Source organism: Paraburkholderia antibiotica, assembly GCF_012927125.1.
In the GTDB taxonomy this organism is placed as follows: domain Bacteria; phylum Pseudomonadota; class Gammaproteobacteria; order Burkholderiales; family Burkholderiaceae; genus Paraburkholderia; species Paraburkholderia antibiotica.
Window position 1 is genome coordinate 183,163 of sequence record NZ_JABBFZ010000006.1, and the last position, 26,769, is coordinate 209,931.

22 protein-coding genes and 1 pseudogene are annotated in these 26,769 nt (G+C 62.5%); 13 read left to right on the top strand and 10 right to left on the bottom strand.

The genetic code is table 11. The features are described 5' to 3' along the window. The first annotated feature begins 93 nt into the window (after positions 1–93). The gene (locus HHL14_RS13400; protein ID WP_169498086.1) at positions 94–753 is read left to right on the top strand and encodes a FadR/GntR family transcriptional regulator; all 660 of its coding nucleotides are present in this window, start codon (positions 94–96) and stop codon (positions 751–753) included. A gap of 55 nt (positions 754–808) precedes the next feature. Here HHL14_RS13400 and HHL14_RS13405 read toward each other — a convergent pair whose 3' ends face one another. From HHL14_RS13405 to HHL14_RS13420, 4 genes are read right to left on the bottom strand one after another with little or no spacing between them, the layout of a single operon-like run. Next, positions 809–1,603 carry a DeoR/GlpR family DNA-binding transcription regulator gene (locus HHL14_RS13405; RefSeq protein ID WP_169498087.1) on the bottom strand — a complete coding sequence of 265 codons (795 nt, stop codon included), beginning with the start codon at positions 1,601–1,603 and terminating at the stop codon, positions 809–811. A gap of 60 nt (positions 1,604–1,663) precedes the next feature. Then, positions 1,664–2,665, bottom strand: a complete 1,002-nt coding sequence (pdxA, locus tag HHL14_RS13410; RefSeq protein ID WP_169498088.1) for a 4-hydroxythreonine-4-phosphate dehydrogenase PdxA — start codon at positions 2,663–2,665, stop codon at positions 1,664–1,666. A 49-nt stretch (positions 2,666–2,714) separates the two neighbouring features. Continuing rightward, entirely contained in the window at positions 2,715–3,971 is a 1,257-nt protein-coding gene (locus HHL14_RS13415) for a four-carbon acid sugar kinase family protein (RefSeq protein WP_169498214.1), read from the bottom strand. After that, positions 3,971–4,966, bottom strand: coding sequence for a 2-keto-3-deoxygluconate permease (locus HHL14_RS13420; protein WP_169498089.1), 996 nt, complete (start codon positions 4,964–4,966; stop codon positions 3,971–3,973). Before HHL14_RS13420 ends, HHL14_RS13415 begins: the two co-directional genes overlap by 1 nt. Before the next feature lie 394 nt (positions 4,967–5,360). Between HHL14_RS13420 and HHL14_RS13425 the strand changes: the two genes are divergently transcribed. The 7 genes from HHL14_RS13425 to HHL14_RS13455 all read left to right on the top strand — a co-directional run bounded on the left by HHL14_RS13425 (position 5,361) and on the right by HHL14_RS13455 (position 12,379). Beyond that, on the top strand, positions 5,361–6,260 hold the full coding sequence (locus HHL14_RS13425) for a LysR substrate-binding domain-containing protein (RefSeq protein ID WP_169498090.1): 900 nt from the start codon (positions 5,361–5,363) through the stop codon (positions 6,258–6,260). A 56-nt stretch (positions 6,261–6,316) separates the two neighbouring features. Beyond that, positions 6,317–7,033, top strand: coding sequence for a substrate-binding domain-containing protein (locus tag HHL14_RS13430; protein ID WP_230413023.1), 717 nt, complete (start codon positions 6,317–6,319; stop codon positions 7,031–7,033). Between the two features lie 32 nt (positions 7,034–7,065). After that, positions 7,066–8,103, top strand: coding sequence for an amidohydrolase family protein (locus HHL14_RS13435; protein ID WP_169498216.1), 1,038 nt, complete (start codon positions 7,066–7,068; stop codon positions 8,101–8,103). After that, positions 8,096–8,779, top strand: coding sequence for a 4-carboxy-4-hydroxy-2-oxoadipate aldolase/oxaloacetate decarboxylase (ligK, locus tag HHL14_RS13440; RefSeq protein WP_169498091.1), 684 nt, complete (start codon positions 8,096–8,098; stop codon positions 8,777–8,779). Before HHL14_RS13435 ends, ligK begins: the two co-directional genes overlap by 8 nt. Positions 8,780–8,791: 12 nt before the next feature. After that, positions 8,792–9,736, top strand: a complete 945-nt coding sequence (locus HHL14_RS13445; RefSeq protein WP_169498092.1) for an amidohydrolase family protein — start codon at positions 8,792–8,794, stop codon at positions 9,734–9,736. A gap of 84 nt (positions 9,737–9,820) precedes the next feature. After that, positions 9,821–11,194, top strand: coding sequence for an MFS transporter (locus tag HHL14_RS13450; protein ID WP_329601657.1), 1,374 nt, complete (start codon positions 9,821–9,823; stop codon positions 11,192–11,194). A 117-nt stretch (positions 11,195–11,311) separates the two neighbouring features. Next, complete coding sequence (locus tag HHL14_RS13455) at positions 11,312–12,379, top strand: porin (RefSeq protein WP_169498093.1); 1,068 nt, start codon at positions 11,312–11,314, stop codon at positions 12,377–12,379. Between the two features lie 121 nt (positions 12,380–12,500). Here HHL14_RS13455 and HHL14_RS13460 read toward each other — a convergent pair whose 3' ends face one another. Then, complete coding sequence (locus tag HHL14_RS13460) at positions 12,501–12,728, bottom strand: hypothetical protein (protein ID WP_169498094.1); 228 nt, start codon at positions 12,726–12,728, stop codon at positions 12,501–12,503. A 744-nt stretch (positions 12,729–13,472) separates the two neighbouring features. On the opposite strand from HHL14_RS13460, the pseudogene HHL14_RS13465 reads away from it, so the two are divergent. Further along, a pseudogene (locus HHL14_RS13465) lies at positions 13,473–13,574 on the top strand (N-acetyl-gamma-glutamyl-phosphate reductase); the annotation flags it as partial. A gap of 2 nt (positions 13,575–13,576) precedes the next feature. Here the strand turns inward: HHL14_RS13465 and HHL14_RS13470 are convergent. The 3 genes from HHL14_RS13470 to HHL14_RS13480 all read right to left on the bottom strand — a co-directional run bounded on the left by HHL14_RS13470 (position 13,577) and on the right by HHL14_RS13480 (position 18,646). Beyond that, positions 13,577–13,981, bottom strand: coding sequence for a hypothetical protein (locus HHL14_RS13470; RefSeq protein ID WP_169498095.1), 405 nt, complete (start codon positions 13,979–13,981; stop codon positions 13,577–13,579). Positions 13,982–14,018: 37 nt separating this feature from the next. Beyond that, positions 14,019–16,271, bottom strand: coding sequence for a hypothetical protein (locus tag HHL14_RS13475; protein ID WP_169498096.1), 2,253 nt, complete (start codon positions 16,269–16,271; stop codon positions 14,019–14,021). Between the two features lie 80 nt (positions 16,272–16,351). Continuing rightward, the gene (locus HHL14_RS13480) at positions 16,352–18,646 is read right to left on the bottom strand and encodes a hypothetical protein (protein ID WP_169498097.1); all 2,295 of its coding nucleotides are present in this window, start codon (positions 18,644–18,646) and stop codon (positions 16,352–16,354) included. 927 nt (positions 18,647–19,573) lie between these two features. Here HHL14_RS13480 and fae point away from each other — a divergent pair. From fae to HHL14_RS13505, 4 genes are all read left to right on the top strand, one after another. Next, positions 19,574–20,086, top strand: a complete 513-nt coding sequence (gene fae, locus HHL14_RS13490) for a formaldehyde-activating enzyme (RefSeq protein ID WP_169498098.1) — start codon at positions 19,574–19,576, stop codon at positions 20,084–20,086. Between the two features lie 27 nt (positions 20,087–20,113). After that, positions 20,114–21,145, top strand: a complete 1,032-nt coding sequence (locus HHL14_RS13495; protein WP_169498099.1) for an aldo/keto reductase — start codon at positions 20,114–20,116, stop codon at positions 21,143–21,145. Then, positions 21,142–22,581: an NAD-dependent succinate-semialdehyde dehydrogenase gene (locus HHL14_RS13500; RefSeq protein WP_169498100.1), complete on the top strand. Its 1,440-nt coding sequence runs from the start codon at positions 21,142–21,144 to the stop codon at positions 22,579–22,581. Before HHL14_RS13495 ends, HHL14_RS13500 begins: the two co-directional genes overlap by 4 nt. Before the next feature lie 74 nt (positions 22,582–22,655). Further along, positions 22,656–24,050 (top strand): MFS transporter, encoded by a 1,395-nt coding sequence (locus HHL14_RS13505; protein WP_169498101.1) that lies wholly within the window; start codon positions 22,656–22,658, stop codon positions 24,048–24,050. Between the two features lie 54 nt (positions 24,051–24,104). Here the strand turns inward: HHL14_RS13505 and HHL14_RS13510 are convergent, their stop codons facing one another. Together HHL14_RS13510 and HHL14_RS13515 are read right to left on the bottom strand one after the other, a co-directional pair. Beyond that, a complete protein-coding gene (locus HHL14_RS13510) occupies positions 24,105–24,974 on the bottom strand; it encodes a LysR family transcriptional regulator (protein WP_169498102.1) in 870 nt (289 codons plus the stop codon). A 351-nt stretch (positions 24,975–25,325) separates the two neighbouring features. Continuing rightward, positions 25,326–26,663: a chloride channel protein gene (locus tag HHL14_RS13515; RefSeq protein ID WP_169498103.1), complete on the bottom strand. Its 1,338-nt coding sequence runs from the start codon at positions 26,661–26,663 to the stop codon at positions 25,326–25,328. Between the last annotated feature and the right edge of the window lie 106 nt (positions 26,664–26,769).

Below are 26,769 nucleotides of genomic sequence, written 5' to 3' on the forward strand. Positions count from 1 at the left end.
AAACAGCCCTTTTCGTATAGAAGATGAAAGCTTTGGCTTGCCGCTGCCATTCTGATATCTTTTGTACCAATGTTAATTGGTTCGGTGGACAGAATGGAAAAATCCGTACTTGATACGCTGTTCGACTACATTGCCGGCCATCGACTCAAGGATGGCGACGCGTTGCCGCCCGAAAGGAAGCTCGCGGAAGATCTGGGAGTTAGCCGTCGGGAACTGCGTTCTGCGCTGGCGTCATTAGAAGCGTCGGGGCGCATCTGGCGCGGCGTCGGCCGCGGTACTTACCTGGGCGCTCGACCCGTGAAGTTCGCGCCCACACTGCGCGGGTTGCGCGCGGGCGCCAGTCCGGCGGACATCGCGGAAATGCGTCTGCTGTTCGAGCCGGCGCTGGCGGCGCTCGCCGCAACCAAAGCCAGCGGCGACGATCTGCAGGAGCTGGAAAAGTGCGCGCGAAAGAATGCCGGCTCGAAGAACGACGATGAGTGGCAGCAATGGGATCACCGGTTCCATCTGCTGATCGGGCAAGCCACGCGCAACCCCGCGCTGATCGCGCTGATGGAAGTCATCAACGGGATGCGGGTGAAACCGGAAGTCCGCGAGAAGACGGTGGCGCAGGAGACGCGACAGTATTTCGCGCGGCAGCATCAGGATATTGTCGACGCGCTCAAGGCGCGAGACGGCGAAGCGGCGGCACGCTGCATGCGCGAGCATCTGTTGAGCGTTGAATGGCGGGCGTCGGCGAAAGGAGCCGGGTGACGCCGCGCCGCGGTTGACGCGAAATTTCAGAATGACCGCGTGCACAGGCGTGCGCTCATGCAACCGCCGACCACTCCAGTTCCGGCGCCAGTTCGATCGTCACCCCCTCCCGTTCGCGAAACGGTGCCAGCATGGCTTCGTCGGCCAGCGTCGAGGTGATGAGCCGCCAGTCGCGCAGGAGCGGCGTCCAGTGCTGCTGACGTGCGCGGCCGAGCTTGGCCGAATCGGCGAGCACGATGACCTCGGCAGCGCGAGCGACGATGCATTCCTTCAGATACGCCTGCTGCGCCGACGCCTCGCACAGGCCAAAGCCTGCCACCACCCCATCTGCGCCGAGGAACGCGACGTCGACTGTCAACCGGCCCAGGATCAGCTCGGCCAGCGGCCCGAGTGTGCTCATGCTCGAACTGCGCAATTCGCCGCCGACCAGCGTGAGCCGCACCCCGGGCGCATTCGCGAGCGCCATCACCGCAAGCAGGTTGTTCGTGACGACATGCAGTTCTTCGCGCACGGACAGACGGCGCGCCAGCGCAGCGCAGGTCGTGCCGCCGTCGAGCAGCACGGTGTCGCCATCGCGGACATGCGCGGCGGCCGCCAGCGCGATGGCCTCCTTTTGTTCGCGCTGCGTCGCCTTGCGTTCGTCGAGCGAGGCCTCCGGCTCATGCATGCCAACGAGAGCCGTTGCGCCACCATAAGTGCGCACCAGCCGCCGCTGTTTCGCAAGCACCGTCAGATCGCGCCGGATCGTCGCTTCGGAGACGTCCAGCGCGGCGCACAGTTCCTCGACGCTGGCATCGCGCGTGCGGACGAACTCAAGAATTGCCTGATGGCGTTCGGTTGTTTTTTTCACTTCGTCAGCGGCCTCACAAGGGGCTTCAATCTTACCTGAGCCTTGTGCCTGGACGCCGCCTCAGTGACGGCGCGTCGCCAGTTCGGCGCCCTGTCGCAACGCTTCGAGCATGCTGCCTTCGTCGACGATCCCCTTGCCGGCGATATCGAATGCCGTGCCGTGATCGACCGACGTGCGGATGACTTCCAGCCCCACCGTAACGTTCACGCCGGCTTCGAGACCCAGTACCTTCACGGGGCCGTGCCCCTGGTCGTGATACATCGCCACCACGAGATCGAAGTCGCCTCGGCCAGCGCGGAAAAACAGCGTGTCGGCAGGCAACGGGCCGGTCACATCCAGACCGCGTTCCTGCAGCAGCTTGACCGCCGGAATGATCTTCTCTTCTTCCTCGCCGTAGCCGAACAGACCGTTTTCACCCGCATGAGGATTGATTCCGCACACGCCGATACGCGGTTTGCCGATACCGGCTTTCACGAGCGTCGCATTGCCGCGTTCGATGGTCCGCTGCACGAGCCCCGGCTCGATCTTGCGGATCGCGTCAATGATGCCGATGTGCGTCGTCACATGGATCACGCGCAACTGCGGCGCGACAAGCATCATCGATACTTCGTCGACGCCGGTCAGATGCGCGAGCATCTCCGTGTGTCCCGGGTACTTGTGGCCACCCGCATGCAGCGCTTCCTTGTTCAGCGGCGCCGTGCAGATCGCGTCGATCGTACCGGCCTGCGCGAGTTCGGCCGCGCGCTTGATGTACTGGTACGCGGCGTCGCCCGCGAGCGCGGAAAGCTGCCCAAACGGCAAGTCATCGGGAATCAGCCCCAGGTCGATACAGTCGATGGTGCCCTGCTCGTAACGTGCCTGCGCCGCATCCGCGATGCGGCGAACCTTCATCGCGCCGCCGACGATTTCATTGGCGCGTTCCAGACGCTTCGCGTCTCCAATCACGAGCGGGCGGCATTGCGCGTAGACCGACGAGTGCGCCAGACTCTTGACGACGACCTCCGCGCCAACGCCAGCCGCATCGCCCATCGTGATGCCAATTACAGGAAGATAGTTGCTCATGATGTGATCTCGTTAGACTTCAGGGTTTGCTGCTGTTCTTCGCCGGACATCAGTGCAGCGCGACGTCCGGTTCGCTTTCATTGCGCAGGGTGAGCCACGCCGCGTACAACGCGCGATCGGTACCGAAAGCGCCGGCCTTGGTGACGATGCCGGGACGATGTTCGCGGGTTGCATCGAGCGGCCGCGCCACGGCAACGCCGGCTTCCACTTCGGCCAGCAGATGCAGATCGTCGATGCGCGCGGCCGCGAGCATCGCCCGAGCGGTCTCGCCGCCCGTCGCAATCAGACCGCCCACCTTCGGGAACTGCGGCTCGACGAGCGCGGCGAGCGCTGTCGACAGTTGCATGCCTTCGGCAGGATCGAATGCATCGTCGCGTCCAATGCGCAGCAGCAGATCGCGATTCGCATGCATGGACACGGCAAGCTGTCGCTGCCACGTATTCCAGTCAGGATGCCTGGCGCCTGCCCGCAACACGGCGGGCGGCACGATCAGTTCCTCGACACCGCCACGCTCGCGCAGCATCGCGCATTGTCGCTCGCTCACCGCCGAAAGACTGCCGACGAGGATCAGGATCGGACCACCTGGAAACGCCGCAGCGTCCGCATCACCGTGTTTGTTCTCCCGTTGATCGAGCGATGCGATTTCACGCGCGAGCCCGCCGGAGCCGACCCAGAAAAATTCCGCGTTGCTTTGCAGGGTCGCGCTGGCAAGCGCGGCGAGCGCCCGTTCGGTTTGTGCGTCGACGATCAGCGCCTGCGTGCCGCGAGAAGCTATCGCGTCAATCGTGGCGGCGAGCAATTCTGGCTCGTCGCGCAATGCCTCGGCGTCTATCCGCTCGGTCGTGAGACCAGCCGCGCCAAGCTGCGAGGCTATGTCCGCGGGCAAGCCGGCGTGCTCGAGCTGCCAGGTCGCAGTCCGTTCGAGCGGATCGCCGTGGACGTAGACACGCCCATCACGCACGGTACGCCCGGTGGCCGGGAAAGCCGGCGCAACGATCGCCATACCGGCAAGGGCGTGCAATCCCGCCACTTCAGCGGCCCAGTTGCCTCGCAACGTCGAATCGATTTTCTTGTACAACCGCTGACCGCCTACGCTCATCTCCGCATACGCTGCCGCTGTGCGCGCCGACGCTTGCCCAGGTGTGAGGCGGCGCGTATCGGTGTCGACGGCGATCGTGTCGACGTCTTCATGCGCCTGCGCGTATATCGCCTGCAGCGTGACGACCGTGCGGTGCCCCGCGCCGGCAAAGCCTATCGCACAGTCGGCGGCACCCGACAGGTCATCGGCGAGAATCAGCAGTTTCATCATGCCAGCTCCCGGCCACTCTCCGCGGGCGCCGTTTCATGTTTGCGCTGGTACCGCTTTGCAATGGACGCAGTCAGGATCGGCGAGAGGATAGCCGTCACGACGACACACGCGGCAACCAGCAGGGTCGCGCTTTGTGCCGCATCGTTGTACACCGGATTCGCCGCGGCGACGAGCGCAGGCACGGCCGCCGCGTTGCCCGCCGTGTTGGCCGCCGCCACGCCAGCGACCCCCGTGCCGCCTGTCAGACGGTCGGCGAAGTACAGCGGGATGCCGGTCACGACAACGACTGCGACGCCGAGTCCGATACCGAGAATGCCTGCCTGCCACACCTTGTGCAGATCGAGACCGGCCCCGAGGGCCAGCGCGAAGAACGGGATCATCACAGGAACGGCCCTGGCGAGGAACACGCGCATTTCGCGGTCCAGATTGCCGAGCAGCATGCCCAACGCGAGCGGCAGAATGCTGCCCACCAGCGTCTGCCAGGGGAATGCCGAGAGCCCCGCGACGCCGAGCGTCACCATCGTCAGGAAAGGTCCGGATTCGAGCGACATCAGCGTATAGGCGCCCACGTCTTCCGAGCGACCGTACTGGCCCATCAGCGCCATATAGAGGCCGCCATTGGTGTCGTTCATCGCCGCGACGACAGCGAGGGTGGAAATGCCGGCGAACAGACCCGACGAAATGGGTTGCTCGCCGAGAATACGCCCAAGAATCACACCGACGATCACAGCCGCGCCGACTTTCGTAACGAGCAGCGCACCGCCCTTCTTCATCAGGTACGGCGTGGCCTTCACATCGATGCCCGCCCCCATGCACACATAGAAGACGGCGAGGATCGGCAATGCGCCGGTGAACAGCGCACTGGTGAACGAACCGAAGAATTTCGGCATGCCCGGCAGGAACGTCGCCACCATCGAGCCGACCAGCAAAGGCACGATCATCATCCCCCCGGGGATGCGCTCGATCGAGCGCTTGATCGGAATCTGAACCATACGTGTCTCCTACGTTATTCGTCGCGGTGATTGTTTCGCGCAAGGAAGCAATCTAAAAATGATCGAATCGATCATGCGTGAGTGTAATCCCGCGTAGTCGATTGCGCAAATCAATCACTAAAATGACCATTGCAATCATGTCGATCGACGGGCAGTCGGCCGGGAGATTCCGCGCCGGCGTCCGTCGCGGCGGCTTCGTCGGCACGACTGCCGCTGTCGGTGGCGCACCGAGCCCGTTACACTTCGCGCCTGCTCCGAAGATCGGGCCTTGTTCAAAGCCGGTTCGAATTTGCAAATGGTTTATGAGATGTCGCGCAGGGCACCGACGCTGCGCGACGACTTGAACACGTGACCTGCGAGGTAGTCAGGCGCATCCACTCTTGCGAAAAGAAAAATGAATCTCAGGCAACTGGAGTACTTCATCCGGGTCGCGGAACTCGGCAGCTTCGGCAAGGCCGCCCTGCAACTGAACATGACCCAGCCGGCGCTTTCGCGTCAGGTGCGGTTGCTGGAGACGGATCTGCGCGCCACGTTGCTGATCCGCAATGGCCGAGGCGTCGTGCTGACCGAAATCGGCAAGCGTCTTTTCGATCATGGCGTGAGCATCCTGCAGCTCGTCGCAACCGTCACCGAAGATATCGAAGCTGCCCGCGATGAACCTTCCGGGCACATCGTGGTGGGCCTGCCTCCTAGCATGACCCGGCGTCTTACTCCCTTCCTGGTCGATACCTTCCGTCGCGAACTACCTGCCGCATCTTTGGCCATCGTCGAGGGCCTCTCTACCCATCTCGTCGAATGGATCGCGATGGGCCGGGTAGATCTGGGCCTCGTCCATAATCCGCCACCCAATCCGGCTCTCCAGATCATCCCTGTGCTCGACGAGGCACTCGGCCTCGTGAGCCGCGCCGCGCGTGGCGACGCGAAAGTCAAACCGCTGCCCTTTGCCCAGCTCGCCGACTATCCGCTGATTCTCCCCGGACACACGCATGCAATGCGCCGGCTTCTCGACACGCAGGCCGCAATGTCCGGGTTGAAGCTCAACATCGCACTGGAAGTGTCGAGCGTGCCGTCCATCCTGGATCTCGTCGACGCAGGCTACGGTCATGCCGTACTGACCCAGACTGCGCTTGCGGCGTCTGACCGGCCGAAAGCGTTCACGCTGCGGCCGTTCAGGGACCCCATGCTGACCAGTACGTTGTGTCTCGCGGAATCCGCGCACAAACCCGCCAGTCGACTCGTGCGGCAGACTTCCCGGCTGCTGCGGGACATCGTTTCCCATGCCGAATCGTTATAGCAGCTAGTAGGATCGTTGTACTAGGCAACACATATCCCGATGGCCAGAATCGGGCCATGGAAAATTTCGCTGCCCCTATTCGTTCCGACGCGAGCCTCTCAGGCGTCTCGTCGATGGCCACCCGCCTGCTGCTTGCCGACATCGGCACGCTATACCGCGAGCATTGCGGTCACGACGTCCACTTCAGGTCGGTCGGCGGCGTCGATGCCGCGCGGCTCGTGCGTGAAGGTCATCCGTTCGATCTGGTCGTGCTCGCGAGCGATGCCATCGACGCTCTGGTCGCAAGCGGCCATCTGGTAGGCGATAGCAGAACGGATGTGGTCCGTTCGAGCGTTGCCGTGGCCGTACGTGCTGGAGCGCCTCATCCGGCAATCCATAACGAAAAGGCTGTACTCGAAACGCTCGTTGCCGCGCGCAGCATCGGCTATTCCACCGGACCAAGCGGTACCGCCCTCATGAAGCTGCTTGCGACGTGGGGAATCGAGGATGCGATCGCCGATCGCTTCGTCCTGGCTCCGCCTGGTGTGCCGGTCGGTCAGCTGGTCGCCGACGGCCGCGTGGAACTGGGCTTCCAGCAACTCAGCGAACTCATGAATCTGCCCGGCATCGACGTGCTGGGAACGATGCCGCACGACTGCGCCATCGTGACGACATTCTCGGCTGCGCTCTGCACCTGCGCGGCTCGTCCCGGGCCGGCTCGCGAGCTGCTGCGGTTCCTGCACTCCCCCCTGACCAACGAACTCAAGCATCGCCACGGCATGGAACCGGCGTGAGCGATCGCACTTTCCTTCATCAGAAATCTTCCATGATCATCGACATACACGGTCACTACACGACAGCGCCCAAGGCGCTCGAGGAATGGCGCAATCGCCAGATCGCAGGCATCGCGGATCCCGCACAGATGCCGCGCGCCGCCGAATTGAGCATCAGCGACGACGAGCTTCGCGAGAGCATCGAAGGCAACCAGCTCAGAAAGATGCGCGAACGCGGCTCCGACCTGACCGTGTTTTCGCCGCGTGCCAGCTTCATGGCACACCACATCGGCGACTTCAACGTCAGCAGCACGTGGGCTGCAATCTGCAACGAACTGATCCATCGCGTCTCGACCCTCTTCCCCGATCATTTCATCGGCGCGGCGATGCTGCCTCAATCGCCCGGAGTCGATCCGCGCTCATGCATTGCCGAACTCGAGCGATGCGTCAGGGACTATGGATTCGTTGCCGTCAACCTGAATCCGGATCCGTCCGGTGGTCACTGGACATCGCCGCCGCTCACGGACCGCCACTGGTATCCCGTATACGAGAAGCTCGTGGAGCTCGACGTTCCCGCGATGGTCCACGTGTCGACCTCGTGCAACGCGTGCTTTCACACGACGGGGGCGCACTACATCAACGCCGACACGACAGCATTCATGCAGTTGGTCCAGGGCGACCTGTTCAGGGATTTTCCGACACTCAGATTCGTGATTCCGCACGGTGGCGGCGCAGCCCCCTATCACTGGGGCCGCTACCGCGGCCTCGCGCAGGAACTGAAAAAGCCGCTCCTCACTGAACATCTGCTCAACAACGTTTTCTTCGACACTTGCGTCTATCACCAACCCGGTATCGACCTGCTGACGAAGGTCATTCCCGTCGACAACATTCTCTTCGCCTCGGAGATGATCGGTGCGGTTCGCGGAATCGATCCGCAAACCGGTTACTACTACGACGACACGCGTCGCTACCTCGAAGCGACGCTCAATCTCAACGCGGAGGAGCGCTACAAGATCTACGAAGGCAACGCTCGCCGCGTCTATCCGCGTCTGAATGCGGCACTCCGAAAGAAGGATAGTCAACATGTTTGAAGCTGGCGTAGTCCATCGACGTATCGAGCGCACCACGCCTGGCATTGCCGATGCGCTGGCGCAGTTCGGTTCCGCCACCGTGCATGAGGCAATGGGACGGGTTGGTCTCATGAAGCCATACATGCGCCCCATCTATGCGGGTGCGCAGGTTTCCGGTACGGCCGTCACCGTCCTGCTGCAACCGGGCGACAACTGGATGCTCCATGTGGTGGCCGAACAGATCCATCCGGGCGACATCGTAGTCGCGGCCGTGACATCGGAATGTTCGGATGGCTATTTCGGCGATCTGCTTGCGACCAGTTTTAAGGCGCGCGGAGCCCGTGCGCTCGTGATCGACGCGGGCGTACGCGATGTCCGGACGCTCACAGAGATGCAGTTTCCCGTCTGGAGCCGCTACATCAGCGCGAAAGGGACAATCAAGGCCACACCGGGTTCGGTGAACATCCCGGTGGTTTGCGCTGGCGTACTCGTCACCCCCGGCGACGTGATCGTTGCCGACGACGACGGCGTGGTCTGCGTGCCGCGAGGCATGGCAAGGGCAACACTCGACGCCGCGGCGATGCGCGAAGACAGTGAGAGGGGCAAGCGCGAAAAACTCGCTAACGGCGTGCTTGGGCTCGACATGTATGGCATGCGTGAGTCGCTGGCGAAAGCCGGCCTCCGGTACATCGATTGAGCGAGGTCATACATGTCCAGTACGCACTCGAGAATCACCACGGGCCCCTTCGATAAAACGCCCGGTTGGCTCGACTGGTTCGAAAATCCAAGCCGTCCGTTTTTCTCGCTACCGGCCGGCGCAGTGGACGCGCATTGCCACGTATTCGGCCCGGGCGAGCACTTTCCGTACGCACCGCAGCGCAAGTACACCCCCTGCGATGCGTCGAAAGAGCAACTCTTCGCGCTGCGCGACCATCTGGGCTTCGCGCGCAACGTGATCGTCCAGGCGACCTGCCATGGCGCCGACAACCGCGCGATGGTCGATGCGCTCGTCCATTCCAATGGGCGAGCACGGGGCGTCGCCACGCTGCCTTCCGACATCACCGACGCGCAACTGCAACACCTTCACGACGCTGGCGTGCGGGGCGTGCGTTTCAACTATGTCCGGCGCCTGGTGGATTTCACGCCCGCGGATGAACTGCTGACAATCGCGCACCGCATCGCACCGCTAGGCTGGCATGTCGTGATCTATTTCGAAGCGTCGGATCTTCCGGAGTTGTGGGACTTCTTCACCTCGCTGCCGACCACTGTCGTCGTCGACCACATGGGTCGGCCCGACGTGACGCAGCCGGTCGATGGCCCTGAATTCGAACTCTTCGTGCGCTTCATGCGCGAGAACGCAAACGTTTGGTCCAAGGTGACCTGCCCGGAGCGCCTTTCCGTGGCCGGTCCGGCGACGCGGGATGGTCAGCGCACGGCCTATGGCGACGTCGTGCCATTCGCGCGCCGCATTGTCGAGACCTTCCCCGATCGCGTGCTCTGGGGTACCGACTGGCCGCATCCGAACCTCACCGGTCACATGCCCGATGACGGACTACTGGTCGATTTCATCCCACGGATCGCGCCGACCGCGCAGCTTCAGAAGAGTTTGCTGGTCGACAACCCGATGCGCCTTTACTGGCCGGAAGAGACCTGAGCCGGCCTTCGTGACGGGTATGGCAACAAGCCCTGACGCTCGTATCCGTCACATCACGGATTCACAAAACAAGGAGACATCACCGTGCAATCCCCGCCTACCCACGCCGCAGGTCTGGTGCTCACCCCCTGGCAAAAATCGCAGGCAGTTGCGATGTCCTGCCTCGGCTGGGCATTCGACCTGTTCGACCTCTTTATCCTGCTGTATGTGGCACCGATACTGGCCACCGTGTTCTTCGATTCGTCGCGGCAGATGCTGTCGCTGGCAGCCGTCTATGGGGCCTTTACGGCGACCCTGATCATGCGTCCGGTCGGTGGCTATCTGTTCGGCCGGTACTCGGATCGTCACGGCCGCAAGAAGACGCTGGTCATGGCATCCATTGGGGTGGGAGTGTCGACAGCCCTCATGGGGACGATCCCAACCTATCAGAGCATCGGCATCGCCGCGCCGATGCTCTTCCTGCTGCTGCGCCTGGTTCAGGGCGTGTATATGGGCGGTATGGTTGCTGCCACTCACACGCTCGGCACCGAGTCGATAGGGCCGAAGCATCGGGGGCTCGCCTCGGGGATCATCTGCGGCGGCGGCTCGGGAATCGGCAAGCTCTTCGCGTCCCTCATCTACGTGCTGGTAAGCGCGGTGATTCCCGCAGCGGCATTTACCGCGTGGGGCTGGCGCATCATGTTCTTCTCCGGCCTTGCGAGTTCACTGCTTGGCCTCTTCGTCTTCACGCGTCTTCAGGAATCGCCGCTATGGGTGGCGCTCGCCACGCAACATCGCGCAGAACCGACGAAGCAGCAGAACAGAGCCAGTGCGCTCCGTGGAGGCTTCGTGGGCATCACGGTGGGATGCGTATTGTTGACCCTGGCCGGTGGCGGTCTCTCGTATCTGACTTCCGGTTACCTGCCGACATTCCTGAAGATTGTCAATCACGTACCGCACACCACGTTGGGGCTGATCCTGAGCGCGTCCGCCGTCTGTGTAAGCCTGACGTCCGTGGCCTCGGGCGCGCTCACCGATCGCATCGGCCGGCGTCGCGCCATGCTGATCTATGGCCTGATCTCGCTGGTATCGATCCCCCTGCTTTACCTCGGGCTGACCCACGCGCAGGGGATCGGCGCTATCGCCTTCTACACGGTTGCGCTCAGCTCTATCGGCACGTTCTGTTACGCGCCGCTCGTGATCGTGCTCAACGAGCGCTTTCCGACCGAAATCCGCTCGAGCGGCACGGCCATCTCGTGGAACGTGGGCTTTGCCATCGGCGGCTCGATGCCAACCCTCGTGTCCCTGCTGGCAAGTGAAGTAGGCGCTTTACCGATGACGCTGGCCGTCGTCAGCGCGCTGGTCAGTCTGGTGTATCTGGCCGTCGTGTTCCTCATGCCAGAAACGAAAGGGGCGATGGACGAATCGTCCGTGCCCGTGGCATCGAAGCATACTTTCGCGACATCCGGGCGCATCTGATCGGTTGGTATGGGCGACGCCCTATCGCGTTGCCTTTCCGTAGTTAGTCTCTCCTGGCCGCGACCAACGTCCGGGACAGAAATCTCGCAAAAAAATAATTAATCAGGATAACAAAATATGAAAAAGAATTATAGATTTGGAAATCTTCGTTCGATCAAAATCGCGTCTCTCGCCTGCACATCAATTGCTCTATCCGCGAATTCCGCGCATGCAGCGGCAACTTCAGGCGACGATTCCTCTTCAGTCAGCCTGTATGGCCTCATCGGCACGTACGTCGTCCAGTCGAAGCTCAGCACGACACCCAACGGCTCGGTTCAGATGGGCGGAGGGGGCTTCACCACGTCGTACTGGGGCGTAAGCGGCAAGGAGGCACTGGGTGGCGGGACCAGTGTCATTTTCAAGCTCGAAAGCTTCTTCCGGCCCAATACAGGCCAGATGGGACGCAATACCACCGATGGCCTGTTCTCCCGCAACGCGTACGTGGGACTGGCAAACAACACTTACGGCTCGTTCAAGGTTGGGCTGCAGACGACGCAGACATATATCAACCAGAGCATGCTCAATCCATTCGGGTCGTCCGTCGTGTTTTCGCCGCTGATCGTGCAATCCTACGTGGCAGGCTACAACGGCCAGGTGATCGGCGACACCGTCTGGGGCAACACGCTTGGCTATTACTCGCCTTCGTTCTACGGGTTGACGGGTGCTGTCCAATATTCGGTCAGCAGCGTGACCGGTCAGCAGGGCCGCGACAATCTCGGCCTGCACCTGATGTACGAGCGTGGACCGTTTCAGGCGGCGCTTTCCGCGCAGCGGGTACGAGGCGCGCCGAATTCCCCGGGGGTGGATCAAACGCTCTATCTTGCCGGTGCAACCTATAACGCGCAGTTCGCGAAGTTCTACAGTGCGGTCCAGACAACCAATACGACGACATCGCACGTGGGCACACATACGTATCAACTGGGTGTGTCGGTACCGGTCACCCCGGTATCCGCGATTCTCGCTTCGTGGGCACTTACCCGACTCCGTGCACCGTCGAACCGGAATTCGGTACACAACACCGGATCGATCGCCTACGACTACTACCTTTCGAAACGAACGGATGTTTATGGTGTGTACTCGTACGACAGAATCTCCACGCATCCGTCCGGCAGCACGTATGGCGTTGGGGTCCGGCATGTCTTCTAGTGGGACAATCCGCTCTCATAGGCGGGGCATGACGCAACCGGAGGCATGCTTTCGGACCGCCCCGCCACGCGCGATTTGCGTCACCTAAAAAGGCAGTTCGCCCGTGAAAGAACAGAAGACGTCAGTGCCCCACCAGGCACATGCACGGCAATTTCGTCGGGGTGATTGCGGCCGGTGTAGATTTTTTCTCCATAGCCGTTGGGGCCGAGCCGATTTTCATCACTTCCCTGAACGCCCATGCCCCGTGTTTGTCGATGTACGCGGCTAGCGTCTGTTTGTTCTGCGCGCACGGCCGCCAGGTTTCAGGCAGCAGCGGTTGCAGTTCGGCATAGCTCGCGTTGGTGCGCAACGATCTTTATCCCTGTCGCGGCGGCGGCAGAAAATCGACAAGGAAGGTCTGATGTCACGACCAGAACCCGGCAGACAACCAGCGCGGCCTCTCGCAGTAACCCGGCGCGCCGACTCCCATGTTCGGCGCGCTTTTTTATGCGGACAGGCTGAAAAGCGAAAGCCCCGAATCCGTGCGTGGCGATCGGGGCTTTCTGGGTCTCAGCCAAATCTGGAGGGATCACTACTGAAACTTGTCTGCGATTCTATCGAGCGACAGCATAACGTGATGTCAACTATTGTCAGCCCACGATCGGTTCGGTCGGTCAACTTTCTACAAGCCAGCCATTCAATTGCCGTAAAGAGCACCGTCGAGTAACGTGCACTCCAGACTGAGCCGGAACGCATTGAATCAATGGACTGCTCAGTGGGGATCTTATTAGATCGATTACGCTCCGATGCCCGGTGATATTCAAATGCTGACGCACTACCGAAAAGGAGCCTGTCGCGGCACATGAGCCAGCTTGACACTAACTGCAACAAACGCAACGGCAAAGCTCCGACGCATCGACCTGAGAATTCTGGGTCGGGAAAGGATTCAATCACCAACACTCGCCGCAAAGACTCCATATGCCGCGAATACGACGAACGTCATCGTCATGAAGACGAGCGACCATTCCAGCATGCGAGGCCCGGGCTGGCTTTCGCCGCGATCAATGAATTGCGACAGGAACGCAAAGAAGAAGATCGACAACTCTGGGTTGAATCCGGCTACTCCGGACGCGGTCGTGCCGGTATTGAGGAGCACGAGAGGGAAAACGCCGTCAACGCGCCTTCATTTCAGGTATATGGTCTGGAGATCGCGCACAACTAGTTCTTCAGATAATGCGGTTCCAACTGATCGATGTTTTGAGTCCACGGATGAATGTCTGCAAGGAGGGGATCGGGAAACGGCAAGATGTCCTGAGACTCCGATGGCGTGGAGACCCATTTTTGGCCGTCCCAATGGAAATCCGCCTGTGTTTCAGACGTGCCCCCCTGGCTAATCACCACTGCGGTACAAGCGATCTGATTCTTGTAGCGAGGATTCAGAGCCGGCTTGCAGGTTCCAAGTGCGACCCGCGCCTGAGCTTCCGCGATCATTTCAACCTCTGCACGAAGTGCAGCCGTCGCCTCCTTGTTGGTGAACTTTGTCGCCGGCTGGTCGGCATGACATGCCGAAAAAACAACAGGCATTGCCGCAGAAATTGAGAGCTTCACGAAGAAATTTTTCATAGGTACTTGCCCAGACGCGGTTTATTCGTTGGAGTATTCATTCGCCGTAGCGCACGATTGCCTCGTGATTGGTCGCGAGCGAGGCTTCGCGCTGGTTCAGGCACGCGAAGCAGAACGCCTTGCTCACCAGGGCCTTCAGGCACAGGCGCCGCAGTTCGGGATGAAGCGATTCGACATGCTGCGCCAACACCTGGTCATACTGAGCAATTGCCTCGCGATATTTGTCCTCGTCTCTCAGTGCGTCAGCGTGGTCGAGTGTCTCGATGATCGCGTCGTGCTGCGCCAGCGTCAGGTCTTCGTACTGTTCGCCATAGTTCACGGCCACACCACGGCCCTGCAACCGGGTCAGACAGGTCAACCGGCTCGCCGCGCCCTTCGCGAGGCTGTCGCGCAGCCTCGTGCTGGTGGCATTGGCAAAGCGCGCCATCAGCGCGTCGTAGACCGGCAGCGCGGCGTCTGGACGGTCCAGCCCGTCCAGAAGCAGATAGGCCTTGTTGAGATACGCACTGGCGACGCACGGTTCGATGGCTGTCTCCGTATCGGCCGCGAAGCGGCTCAGCAACAGGTCGTAGCTCGCGATGGCTTCATCCGTGTGCGAACGCTCGCGCTGGTGGACCGCAAGGTGATACAGCGCTTCGGCCACCATCGCGCGGATGGCGCCGTCCGCGTCCGCGTGAAAACGCTGGTCCAGCGCATGCACGGCCTGCGCGTAGGCTTGCTCGGAGGGTTCGAGCGGCGACTGGCCCAATGGCGTGCCGTCGTGGCTGGGCGGCGTGGCATCGGCGAGGATGTCGATGCGTAGATTCATCGCGCGCGCCACGAGCCAGTGCAGAGACCCGTCGGAGCCGGCGTCCTCCGATCCGGCGCAATCGTCGGGCAAACCGGCCTCCAACGCCTGCAGCGCTTCATCCGGCCGCGTCATCTGACGCAGCAAATGGCCTCGCTGAATCTGCACGCGGAGCCGTAGCTCGCGCAACGCTGGATCTATCGTTCCGGACAACTCGGCCGCCGACGGCAGCGCTTCGAGCGCTTGCTCGGGCCGTCCCTGCGCACACAAGGCCCAGGATTTGAGCAGCAGGGTACGAATCAACTGCGGCGATACGGCTTGCGTGGATCCGGCGCGCCGCAGATGCTGCAACAACCGCTCCGCGCCATCGAGCGCCTGTCGCGGATTATTCCGTGCCTCGAACCGCTCCAGCATCGAGTCGATCAATACGGCCTGTACCCGCGCGTCGGGATGATCGCGATAACGCGTCCATTGCGCATCGGCGACCTCCTCGGCCCGGTACCGATCAGCTTCGTCCGTCACCCTGGACAGCCGGTGCAGCGCGCGCGCCTTGAAACGCAGCGCGACATTGACGAGCTTGACCACGGACGCATCATGGCTGTCGGCGTGGTTCGCAATCAGCGCATCGCACGCGGCAATCCATGACGCGAGATCCTCTGCGTCATCGCCGCTTGCATCGGCTGCCATCTGCGCCCGTTCGAGCGTGCCCAGCTGCGCCAACGCGAGCATGTACCGGATTCCCGGATGCGTGCTATGAAGATATTGACCAATCAAAGCCTGCTGGTCGGCCCTTGCGTCTTCATCGCGGCCCAACGCTTCGAACAGACGCGAGCGTTCGTGCAGCGACTCGGCCGCCACCTCCTGCAAATCCGGATCGGCCGTCCCCGCAAAATCGTTGCACAGGGCCGTATAGGCCTTCAGAGCTTCCTCATCGTAGTCGAGTTCAGCGAGCATCCGGCCCTGGTGCAGACGAATTCGGCCGACCAGGACGCGCGTCGCCTGCCATGCGTCAGCGCCGAACTGCTCGACCAGTTGCTGCGCGCGACGCACCATGTCCACGCGCGCAAAGATCCCGCCCATCGCAGTGCGAATCCTGATCTCTTCCAGCGCCGCAAAAGCCACCCATTCGCGCACCGCGAGCGCCTCGGTATGCTCGAAACGCGCCTGAACGGCCTCGGCCGCCGCGAGGGCTGTCATCAATTCGCCTTGCCATGCGAGGGCCTCGACCTTACGGCAGGCGGCCTGAATCAGCCACGGCCATGTGGTCTGCGGCGTCGCGCCACCCTCGTCGAAATATCGGGTGAACGCGTCGGACTCGGCCAACGCATCGGCATGCCTGCCCAGCGCTCCCAGTGCCTCGATCTTGCGCAACCAGGCGGCAGCGAGGTGCTCCTCCAGTTCGACAGACGCGCCGACCACCGCGGGCGCTTCCTGCAACAGGCGAACCTGCAGCGCGTCGGCATCGGCCAACGTTTGCTTCGCGTTGTCTTCCGTCAGACGCATTCCCCCTCCCCTCGACACCGCATTTCGCGTATCAACAATTCAAACTGCCAACGCGCCACGACGCGTCGTTCGCGATGCACTCACCGCGACGTCGCGTCGAAGTCCGGATGGCCGGGATACGTGCCCCGTGACATCGTCAGAACGCTGGCCGGCACCTGGAAGTCGTCTGTCTGCGCTGCCGGCGATACGCTCATTACGCCGCGATTCGTAATCAATTGCGTGCCGCTGTCCCGATCTGTTCCGGCTTCCTGGTTATTCGTCCAGTCCTCGATCCTGCGCTGACTCCAGCCCAGTTGCTCCCGCAAGCGAGTCATCGTCGATTCCTTGAGTTGCCGCTCTGCGGGTGGCAGCACGACATAGGGGATTTTCATGCCCTGCAAGGCCGTCTCGAGCGCCACGAGCACCGTTTGCGCGCGGCCGTCGACCCGCACGGAATAGCCTTCCCCTTCGGGGTAGATGGACAGCGCGGACAGGCCGAACAGGTCGACCGGACGACGCAGCAGGTACGTGTCCGGCTGGTGCTCCTGATCGGCTGTGTCGTCAAGAAGCTGCCCGGCTTGCAGCCAGGTCGGCAACGACGCCGTCAGATATTCTCCATAGGCAGGGGACAACACGGCGTTGCGTATCTGCTCGGAGAAGGCCGTATGGGCCGGCGACGGCAATCGGTAGACCGCCCACAAATCCCACGCCAATCCCGGATTGGCAATGCCAACTGAAGTCGTGTCCAGCAGAAACACGCCGGCCTTCGTGAAGAGAAGCGAGGCTTTCTCCTCGAGCCCGCGATCGACCTGTTCGCTACCCAGCATCGCAAAGGCGCCGGCAATCTGCGGTTCAGGCCAGCCCAGTTGATCACGCAGGCGTTGAGCGAGGGCGGCGCTCTTTTTGAGCTCCGAAGGTTTGGCCCACAGATGAGGCGCATGTCTGGCACTCAGCCATGCGTCCAGCCTGCCCCGCAGCGACGCCATACCACTCTCGTCGTCCAGCGAAGGCGTGTCGCTGGTGAATGTCAGCACCAGACTGCCCCCCGGCTCGCCGCCGTTTTCCCTCGTGCTGATACCGATCAGGACGTGGGGAACGGGACGATCCGCGTCGCTATGCGAGGCGGTCTTGTCTTCGGCAATCGAAAACGGCGTGAGACGCTGTCCTGTCACGGCGAAGACTTGAGGCGGCCAAGGCTTGACGGGAATCACCTGCCCGTCGGCACCGCGCGCGGCATCTTTGCCGCCCATCGAATCCTGGAGCTGCCCGGCCAGGGTCAGACTGTCGATAGAACCCGCGTCGACGAGCACGGCCTCCACTTCGGTGGCCACCGCCTGAAGCCCTTGCGACGCAGACGCTGCGGCTTGCGCGGCATTGCGAGGCACCAGCGTCCATTCGCCGTGCGGGTCCTTCTGCCAGTCGAAGGCCGTCGCCAGCCATGCCGGCGTCATCGGATACTGCGCCTGCGTTCTTCTGGTCGCCGCCGTCAGGCGGGTTTGCAGACTGGCCGGGATCCCGACTTTGCGCGGATGCTCCCCCATCGCATCGGTCACGATCACGGTGCGGGGCGCCGAGTCGTCTGTCGTAAAACGCGGGCCCGGCGTAATCCAGGCAGCGGCCTGAGCGTCGGGAGAATGACCGATCAGCAGCACACGGTCCCAGTCGTCGATCGCTCTCGCCGTGATCTCGACCCTCACGGACACATCCGCGCCATCGGCGGAGGCCTCCGTACTTTTTGTCTTCCTTTCGCCGCAAGCGTCGGCGTTTCCCGTCATGCACGCGAGGACATCGTGCTCGGGCTGTCGATAGGTCTGAATGTCGAGCGTATCGGTGTTAAGCACCTTGACGTCCTGCACGGTAGACCGGTGCATCGTGCCGCCGCGCTTTTCCTCAATAGTGTGTGCGCCGGGGAAGATCAGCTCGTTCGTGGACAGGCGCAGGCCTGCGCAGGCATTTTGCTCGCCGATGTCGGCGTCGAGCGGCGGATCGTACGTTTCCTGCAACACCGTCACCGTCGGCCGCTCGCCGTTCTCCATCGCGAGATCGATCGCCTTGCAGTCGTAGGAGAGCACATAGGCCGCCGGGCCATTGTGTACACGGCGCGCGAACGTAAGCAGGAGCGGCGGCGGATGCTCGCCCTGCGCCGCCGGCGGCAGATGCCTAATCGGCGAGCCCCGGTAGAGCATGTGCATCTCGCGCCCCGTGGATCGATCCTCGGGCTCCTGCGTCTTCAGCGTGAACGGTCCGTCGCTGAAGTTGGCATTGTCGGGAAACCCCGACAGGGTTTCGACCGGAACCTGTGGCGTCGCCGGCAAGGATGGTTTTTTCGGGTCGCAGCCGGCAACGGTCACAGCCAGCGCGACAACAATCAAGCGTCGGTACATGGTGGCGTTCAACGTATCGTTAGCGCGTCGCATCGGCCGCTACACGGACCACCGCGATAATAGAGGCACAGCGAGTATGGCGGCCTGGAACGCCCGTTGAGCTAACCGGTTTCTGGCTGGACTGCTGCGCCGAATGACCCATGGCGTGCGACGCAAAGACGCTGGCGCCCCGCACTTGTCAGGAAGCCGCAGCAACGCCCGTTTTCCACGACAGACAACGTACCTGTCGACGTCACGTCAGCCGAAATTTCCATCACAATCTGCTTTATCGTTTCATTTCGAGGTCGGGACGCTGCAAATCGCAGCAGACGCGTTGCTACTCTCATGCAGACGGAGTCCGAGAGCGTATGGAACCACAAAAACGCCAAAGAAATTGACAAGGATCGTCATAGCGCACATTCGGAAACGGGTGCCGAGTTCGGTATCGTTAAGACTGCCTATCAAGTGCAGGTCGATCGGTAGAATTCTTTTGCCATCCTGCCACCTCCCTAATGCGGTTGTATCGTTGGCTTCCAATGCAATCGGGCCAGGAACAGGGTGCGTTGCCGAAGCAGTGGGTACCGTGGGTGAATCACCGAACGATACTGGCGCTACCGCCTCGCACAACTGCATTTTTCCATCGGGCTGGAGTGTTCCATGCAACGGAATGGGAACGCGATGAGCATCCCTCGACTGTCGCTGCTTCGATGCCGCGGTACAGAACCGGCATATCAAGCTTGCTGCTGCCGGGCGGCAACGATATACCCCGCAAAACCGGCCCCCAGAAACGCGAAAGACACCCCCCATCCCCGTAGCAACCTCCCTTCTCCGCTCCCTGGCACAAACCCGGATATGAGGTTTCTTGCCACCCCAACGAAAAATCATCGCTCCTGCTGCCGCCCCGCGTGATCGCACAATCAGGCCTCGATTTCCCCTTGAAACTGGGCAGGAGCAGAAAAGATGGACAAGCAGCTTTATATCGGTGAGGGCTTCGAAGGCCCGGGCGTCAATCTCGCGCACATCAACGTGCTGGTCGGACCGCGCAACGGTCCTGCCGGTCAGGCTTTTTCCACGGCATTGGCCACGCCGTCCGCAGGTCACGCGCCGTTCGTGGTGATCGCGAAGCCCGGCGTGCCGACCAAGCCGCTCACCCTCTACGTGAACAAGGCGCAGATCGACGGCGATTTCCACGGCAATGCCACGTGGGGCGCGTCGCAGGCCGGCATCGCGAAGGCCGTCGCTGAATCGCTGGAGAACGGTACGATGCCGCCCGAAGCGGAAAACGACTGGGTCGTCGTGTCGGCGAACTGGGTCAACCCGAAGACCGATGATCTCGACGCCGTGTTCGAGAACAACTACCGCGCCTGCAGGAACGCCATCGTCGCCGCCATGCAGGGCCTGCCCCATCGCGAAGACGTGTTCGCCGCCGCGCGCGACGTCTCGAACCCGTTCTACACGCCGAAGAAAGCCTGAGCGGCCGCTCGCAAGGAGACACCAACAATGGAATACGTGCGTCTGGGCCAATCGGGCCTGAAGGTATCGCGTCTGTGCCTCGGCACCATGAATATGGGCACGCCGCAATGGAAGCCGTGGATTTTCGACAAAGCGCAAAGCGAGCCCATCGTGCGCCACGCGCTCGACGCAGGCGTCAACTTCATCGACCTCGCCGATTTCTATTCGACCGGCGCGGGTGAGGAAGTCGTCGGCCGCATTCTCAAGCGCCTCACGCGCCGCGAGGAAATCATCGTGACGACCAAGGTCGGCTACGACATGGGCGCGTATCAGAACGCGGGCGGTCATTCGCGCAAGCACATCATGGATGGCATCGACGGTTCGCTCAAGCGACTCGGCATGGAGTACGTCGACATCTACATGCTGCACTTCTTCGACGTGAACACGCCCGTGGAAGAAACCATGGGCGCGCTGAACGACATCGTACGGATGGGCAAGGCGCGCTATATCGGCGTATCGACGATGCACACGTGGCAGTTCGCGAAGATCATGCAGGTGTGCGAGCGCAACGGCTGGCATCGACCCATCAATATGCAGCTCCAGCTCAACGCGGCCTACCGCGAGGAAGAGCGCGAGATGATTCCGTACTGCATCGACCAGGGCGTGGGCGTCTCCGTGTTCAGCCCGCTCGCCCGCGGTCTGCTCTCGAGCGATCCGCAATCCAATCGCAACCAGACCGACTTCTTCACGGCGCAGATGTACGGCGATACCGCCTCGCGCGAAATCGCGGCGTCGGTGGCACGCGTGGCGCGTGCGCGCGGCGTGAGCCCCGCCCAGATCGCCCAGGCGTGGGTACTCGCGCGCGAAGGCGTGTCGAGCATGCTGGTGGGCGCCGATTCGCCCGCGCAATTCGACAGCGCGCTCGCGGCGCTCGGTACGCACCTGAGCGAAGACGAGCTCTACGAGATCGGTCGCAACTACACGCCGTGCGATCTCATCAACGACTATACGGCCGGCAAACGTGTGCCGCGCGAACCGCGCGCGCCGAAAACCTTCATCGAAGAGGAACGGGCAGCATGACGGACTTTCTGCGCACCGGACATTACATCGATGGCAGCTGGCGCACCAGCGCCGAAACCTACGCGGTCTGCAATCCTGCGACGGGCGAGATCATCGCGCAGGTGTCGAAGGCGGGCGGCGACGAAACGCGCGAGGCGATCGACGCCGCGCAGCGAGCCTTCCCGGCCTGGCGCGCGCTGACCGCGAAAGAACGCGGCGCACGCGTGAAGCGCTGGGGCGAACTGATGCTCGAACACCGCGACGCGCTGGCCGAACTGCTCTCGCGCGAGCAGGGCAAACCGCTGGCCGAGGCGCGCGGTGAAGTGGCCTACGCGGCAAGCTTCTTCGAGTGGTTTGCCGAAGAAGCGAAGCGCTGCTATGGCGACGTCATTCCCAGTCCGAAGCCGCATACGCGCATCGTCGTGACCCGCGAACCCGTGGGCGTGGTCGCGGCAATCACGCCGTGGAATTTTCCGCTCGCGATGATTACGCGCAAGGCCGGCCCCGCCCTCGCGGCTGGGTGCACGATGGTGCTCAAGCCGTCCGAGGAAACGCCGCTTTCCGCCCTGGCGCTCGCCGTGCTGGCCGAGCGTGCGGGCGTGCCCGCCGGCGTGTTCAATATCGTCTCCGGCGACGCCGTCGCGATCGGCAACGCGCTCACGGAATCGCCGGTGGTCCGCAAGCTCTCGTTCACCGGTTCGACGCGTGTGGGCAAACTGCTCGCGCGTCAGTCGGCGGACACGCTCAAGAAGCTCTCGCTCGAACTCGGCGGCAATGCGCCCTTCATCGTGTTCGACGATGCGGATCTCGACGCCGCGGTCCAGGGCGCGATCGCGTCGAAATTCCGCAACACCGGACAGACTTGCGTCTGCGTGAATCGCTTCTACGTGCAGGACGGCATCTACGACGCCTTCACCCAGGCGCTCGCGAAAACCGTCGCACAACTGCGCGTGGGCAATGCACTGGAGGGCGAATTCGATCAGGGCCCGCTGATCAACGAGGCGGCGCTCGCCAAGGTCGAAGCTCACGTGGCCGATGCGCGCCATCACGGCGCTGCTGTCCTGACCGGCGGCGAACCGCACGCACTGGGCGGCACGTTTTACCAGCCGACGGTGCTCGGCAACGCAACGCGCGAAATGCTCATCGCGTCCGAGGAAACCTTCGGTCCGGTTGCCGCGTGCTTTCGCTTCAGCACCGAAAGCGAAGTGATCGAGCTGGCCAACGACACGCCGTATGGACTGTCGGCCTACTTCTACACCCGTGACCTCGGACGAGCATGGCGCGTGTCCGACGCACTGGAGTCCGGCATGGTGGGCATCAACGACGGGATCATCTCAACCGAAGTTGCTCCGTTCGGCGGCGTCAAGCAATCCGGCCTCGGTCGTGAAGGATCGAAATACGGTCTGGATGAGTATGTCGAAATGAAGTACGTACTGATGGCCGGCCTCGACCGCTAGCCGCATGCGCGCGCGGTGTGCATACTCCCGGCACCGCGCCGGTACCCCTGCGAAAAATACAACACGGAGACATCATGACAAACCCATCCTCGTGGGCCTCGACGCTCGACGAAGCGCGGACCGGCTCCCGGACACCCGCTCACGCCGCGACCGACACGGGCAACACCGTCACCCTCGATGACCTTCCCGTCAGTGCCTTCCACATCAAGATCGCGGGACTAACCTTCGGCGCACATTTCACCGAAGGTTATGCGCTGGGTACGCTCGGCTATGCCCTCGCGTCGCTCGGCAAGCAGATCCCGCTCGACACGTTCTGGACCGGCATGGTCGGCAGTGCGGCGCTGATCGGCATCTTTCTGGGCAGCATGGTGTTCGGCCGGCTCTCCGACCGGATGGGGCGACAGCGTATCTTCCTGCTGAGCTTCCTCATCATCACGATCGCCGCGTTCGCCCAGTTCTACGTCACCTCAGCGCCGATGCTCTGCGTGCTGCGGATTCTGATCGGTATCGGCATGGGCGGCGATTTCGCGGTCGGCCACACGTTCCTCGCAGAATTCTCGCCTCGCAAGCATCGCGGCACCCTGCTGGGCTCGTTCAGCGTGATCTGGACAATCGGCTATGTGGTCGCGAGCGTGCTCGGCATTCATTACGCGGATGCATCGCCCGACGCGTGGCGCTGGCTGCTCGCATCGGCAGGTGTGCCGGCACTCGCGGTGCTGTTGGCGCGTATCGGCACGCCCGAGTCGCCGCGCTGGCTGCAAAGCAAGGGCCGCGTCGCGGAAGCGCATGCGATCGTCCACCGCTATTTTGGTCCTCACGTCAGACTGGATACGCCGACCAGTGCATCGACACACACTAACGATGGCTTCCGTCGCCTGTTCAAGGCGGACCTGATTCACCGCACCCTGTTCAACTGCACGTTCTTCGTGTGCCTCGTGATCCCCTACTTCGCGATCTACACGTTTCTGCCGGCGGTGCTCAAAGCCATGCATCTGAACGAAGGAACAGGCGCGGACTTTCTGCTCAACGGTCTTCTGATCTTCGGCGCGTTGCTCGGCATCTGGCTGATGATCCGTTTGCCGCGTCGCACGTTCCTGATCAGCTCGTTTGCGATCACCTGCGCGTCGCTCGTGATGCTGAGCGTGCTACCGGATTCGGCCAGGATCGCGATGATCGCGGCGTTTGCGGTTTTCACCATCACCATGTCGGCCTTTTCGAATCTGGTGGGCGTCTATCCGCCGGAGTGCTTCCCGACGTCGGTGCGCGCATGCGGCGTGGGGCTGGCGATTGCCTGCAGTCGGCTCGGATCGGCGATCGGGACTTTCCTGCTGCCGCTCGGTATCGCGCAACTCGGGTTCCACTGGACGATGATGGCGCTCGCGGCCGTCCTGCTGATCGGCATGCTGGTTTCGATTGCATGGGCTCCGGAAACGCGGCACCTGACACTCGATCAGGCGGGCCACGCGTAACGCGGCGCCACGGTGCACTGCGCTGCGCGCTCTCAGGACGACACGCTACTGATGCTACCGCTCGACCGCGATCTGTTGGCGCAGCCAGTTCGCAAACGACTGGACGTGCGCAAGCTGAACGTGATTGTGCGGGATATCGAGCCAGTATCCATACGGACCGATTGCCTGCACGTCCGAGAGTCGCGCGAGGCTGCCGATCGCAAGCTCTTCGGTAATCATGTTGCTATCGACGATCGCGAGGCCCGCACCCTTGCGGGCGGCGTGGATGGCCTGTTCGAGTGTCGAGAACTCGATGCCATCCCCGCCGTCACCGACCGGCAACCCTGCCGAACTGAGCCAGTCGGGCCACAGATTCAGACGCTGACCGTCGTGCAGCACGTGCAGGCGCGGCAACCGGCGCAGCAGCGCATCGAGCGACTCGCCGCTCATCGAGGGCGCGCCGACCAGCGTATGACGCTCGACCGCGATTCTTTCCGAATAGACCCCAGGCAGACTGTCGATACCGAAACGGATCGTGCAGTGACAGTCCGGCATCGGGCTGGTGCGTACCGACAGTTCGACATCGGGCAGCGCCGCGGCAAGTTCGGGCAAGCGCGACGAGAACCACTGCGTCGCGAACGTGGGCGGCATCGCGAGCACGAGCCGCCGACGTGTTGTTGCCGATGAAAACGTGCACATGCCACGCTCGAGCGTATCGAAGGCCTCGGTGACATAGGGCAGCAAACCGGCGCCGGCATCCGTAAGTTTGACGCCGCGATGGTCGCGCTCGAACAGCTTGTCGCCCAGCGCTTCTTCCAGAATCCGGATCTGCCGGCTGACCGCCCCCTGTGTCACGCAAAGCGATTGGGAGGCACGGTTGAAACTCAGATGTCGCGCGGTTTCTTCGAAAAAACGCAGCGCGATCAGGGAGGGAAGACGTCGCATGGAAAGAGCCTGAAAGTCGGCGCTGTATCACGTGTCACGTGTCACGCCGTTCGATGTTCTATGCAGCCGGCGTGAGTGATTCCGATTCGCTCCGTCCGGCAAACGAAAACGAATGCGGATTTCCAGGCAGCGGAAACCGAACGCCGACGTTCTCCGGCGGGAGTATGCACTGAACCGGAGATCGCGCAAATCGTCCGGCGTCTTTCCGATGCGTGCGGTGGAGATTGGGTCAGCCGTATAGCGGCGCTCTTCCTGATGACCCGCATAGGGAGGCACACGATAAACCAAACCGATCCAGCTCGATCACTCCAGATCGGACCCACGTCGCGCAGGATCATCGCGCGTAAATGCTCAGGCATTCGTCCGATCGACCAGACTATCCGCGTCTGCGCGCATACGCGATCCAGCGAGATAAGTAGCGAAATAAGCAAGCACAGCAGGCATTGCACGATACGTGATGACGGAACCCGCGACAGCCAGCAACAGCGGATACAGCAGGTCATGGCTCGCATGCGTGAATTCGACGATCAATACCACCGCGGTCAGCGGCATTTGCATGGAGGCGGCGAGGAACGCACCCGCGCCGACCAGCGCGCAAGCACCAGGCGCGAGCGCCGGGAAGAAGTGACCCCACGCGCCGCCGAGCACGATCGCGAGCAGCGCGCCATTGGTCAGCCCGGGCGTGAGCAGGCCGCCTTCCGCGCCTGCGCGCAGGCTCGATGCCTCGATCGCGACCTTCAGCACCAGCAGCGCGGCGGCAAGACCGATCGTGAGGTCGCTGTTGAACGACAGTGTCGCGGCGCCTTTGCCGTTGCCCGCGAGTTGCGGAAATGCGGCGACCAGCGCACCGATCACCGCGAAGTTCAGGATCGACAACACGACGAGACTCCACCCTCTCGGCGCATGCTGTCGCGCACTGGAGGTCAGCTTGACGAAGCCCCAGCCCGCGATGCCGAACAGCGGTCCGCAGACGACGGCCCAGATCATTAGCGGATTGCTGGCGACAAACGCGGGCACCACGTATTGCTGTTCGTTGCCAAGGCCGCTCCATGCGACGACCGCCGCAATGGTCGACGTCACCAGCGCGGCGATGAGCGCGCGAGGCGCGAACGTGCCGAGCAGCACTTCCAGCACGAATACGGCGCCGCCGAGCGGCACGTTGTAGACCGCCGCGAGACCAGCCCCGGCGCCACACGCAACCATCAGGCGGCAATCGTCGCTCGTCAGGCCCGCGCGATGCGCGAGGCGCCCGGCAAGCAGCGAGCCGATCTCGCGAGGCGCGACTTCGCGCCCGAGCGGCGAGCCGAGTGCGACGGTCACGATCTGCAGCAACGCGTGCACCGTCGTGCTGACGAACGGCATGCGCGGGTCGGCGGAACCGACTGCCTTGCGGATGCTAACCAGCGGGCGGCCATAGCGATACAGCGCGGCCCAGCCCACACCAGCGACGACGCCGCATAGCGACAGCACGACCACCCGACGCAACGGCGACGCCGCGCTCACGCCTTCGAGAAAACTCTGATGGCCGACCAGTTCTCCCATGCTGTAGCCGTAGGCCACGTGTTGTACGGCGTGAAGCAACAGCGCCAGCGCCATCCCGCCGAGCCCCGCGCCGATGCCGGTCAGCACGGTAACCACGGCGAACGCCAAAGGTCGGTTGGGCACAACGGAAGCGGGATTGGCACTCATCAGAGGAACTCAGGAAGTGGGAATGAGAAGAGTTCCCGCATAGTAGCCAGGCGGATGTATTCTCTGGGCGACTTATTCTGATAAATAAATGATTTATTTAAATATA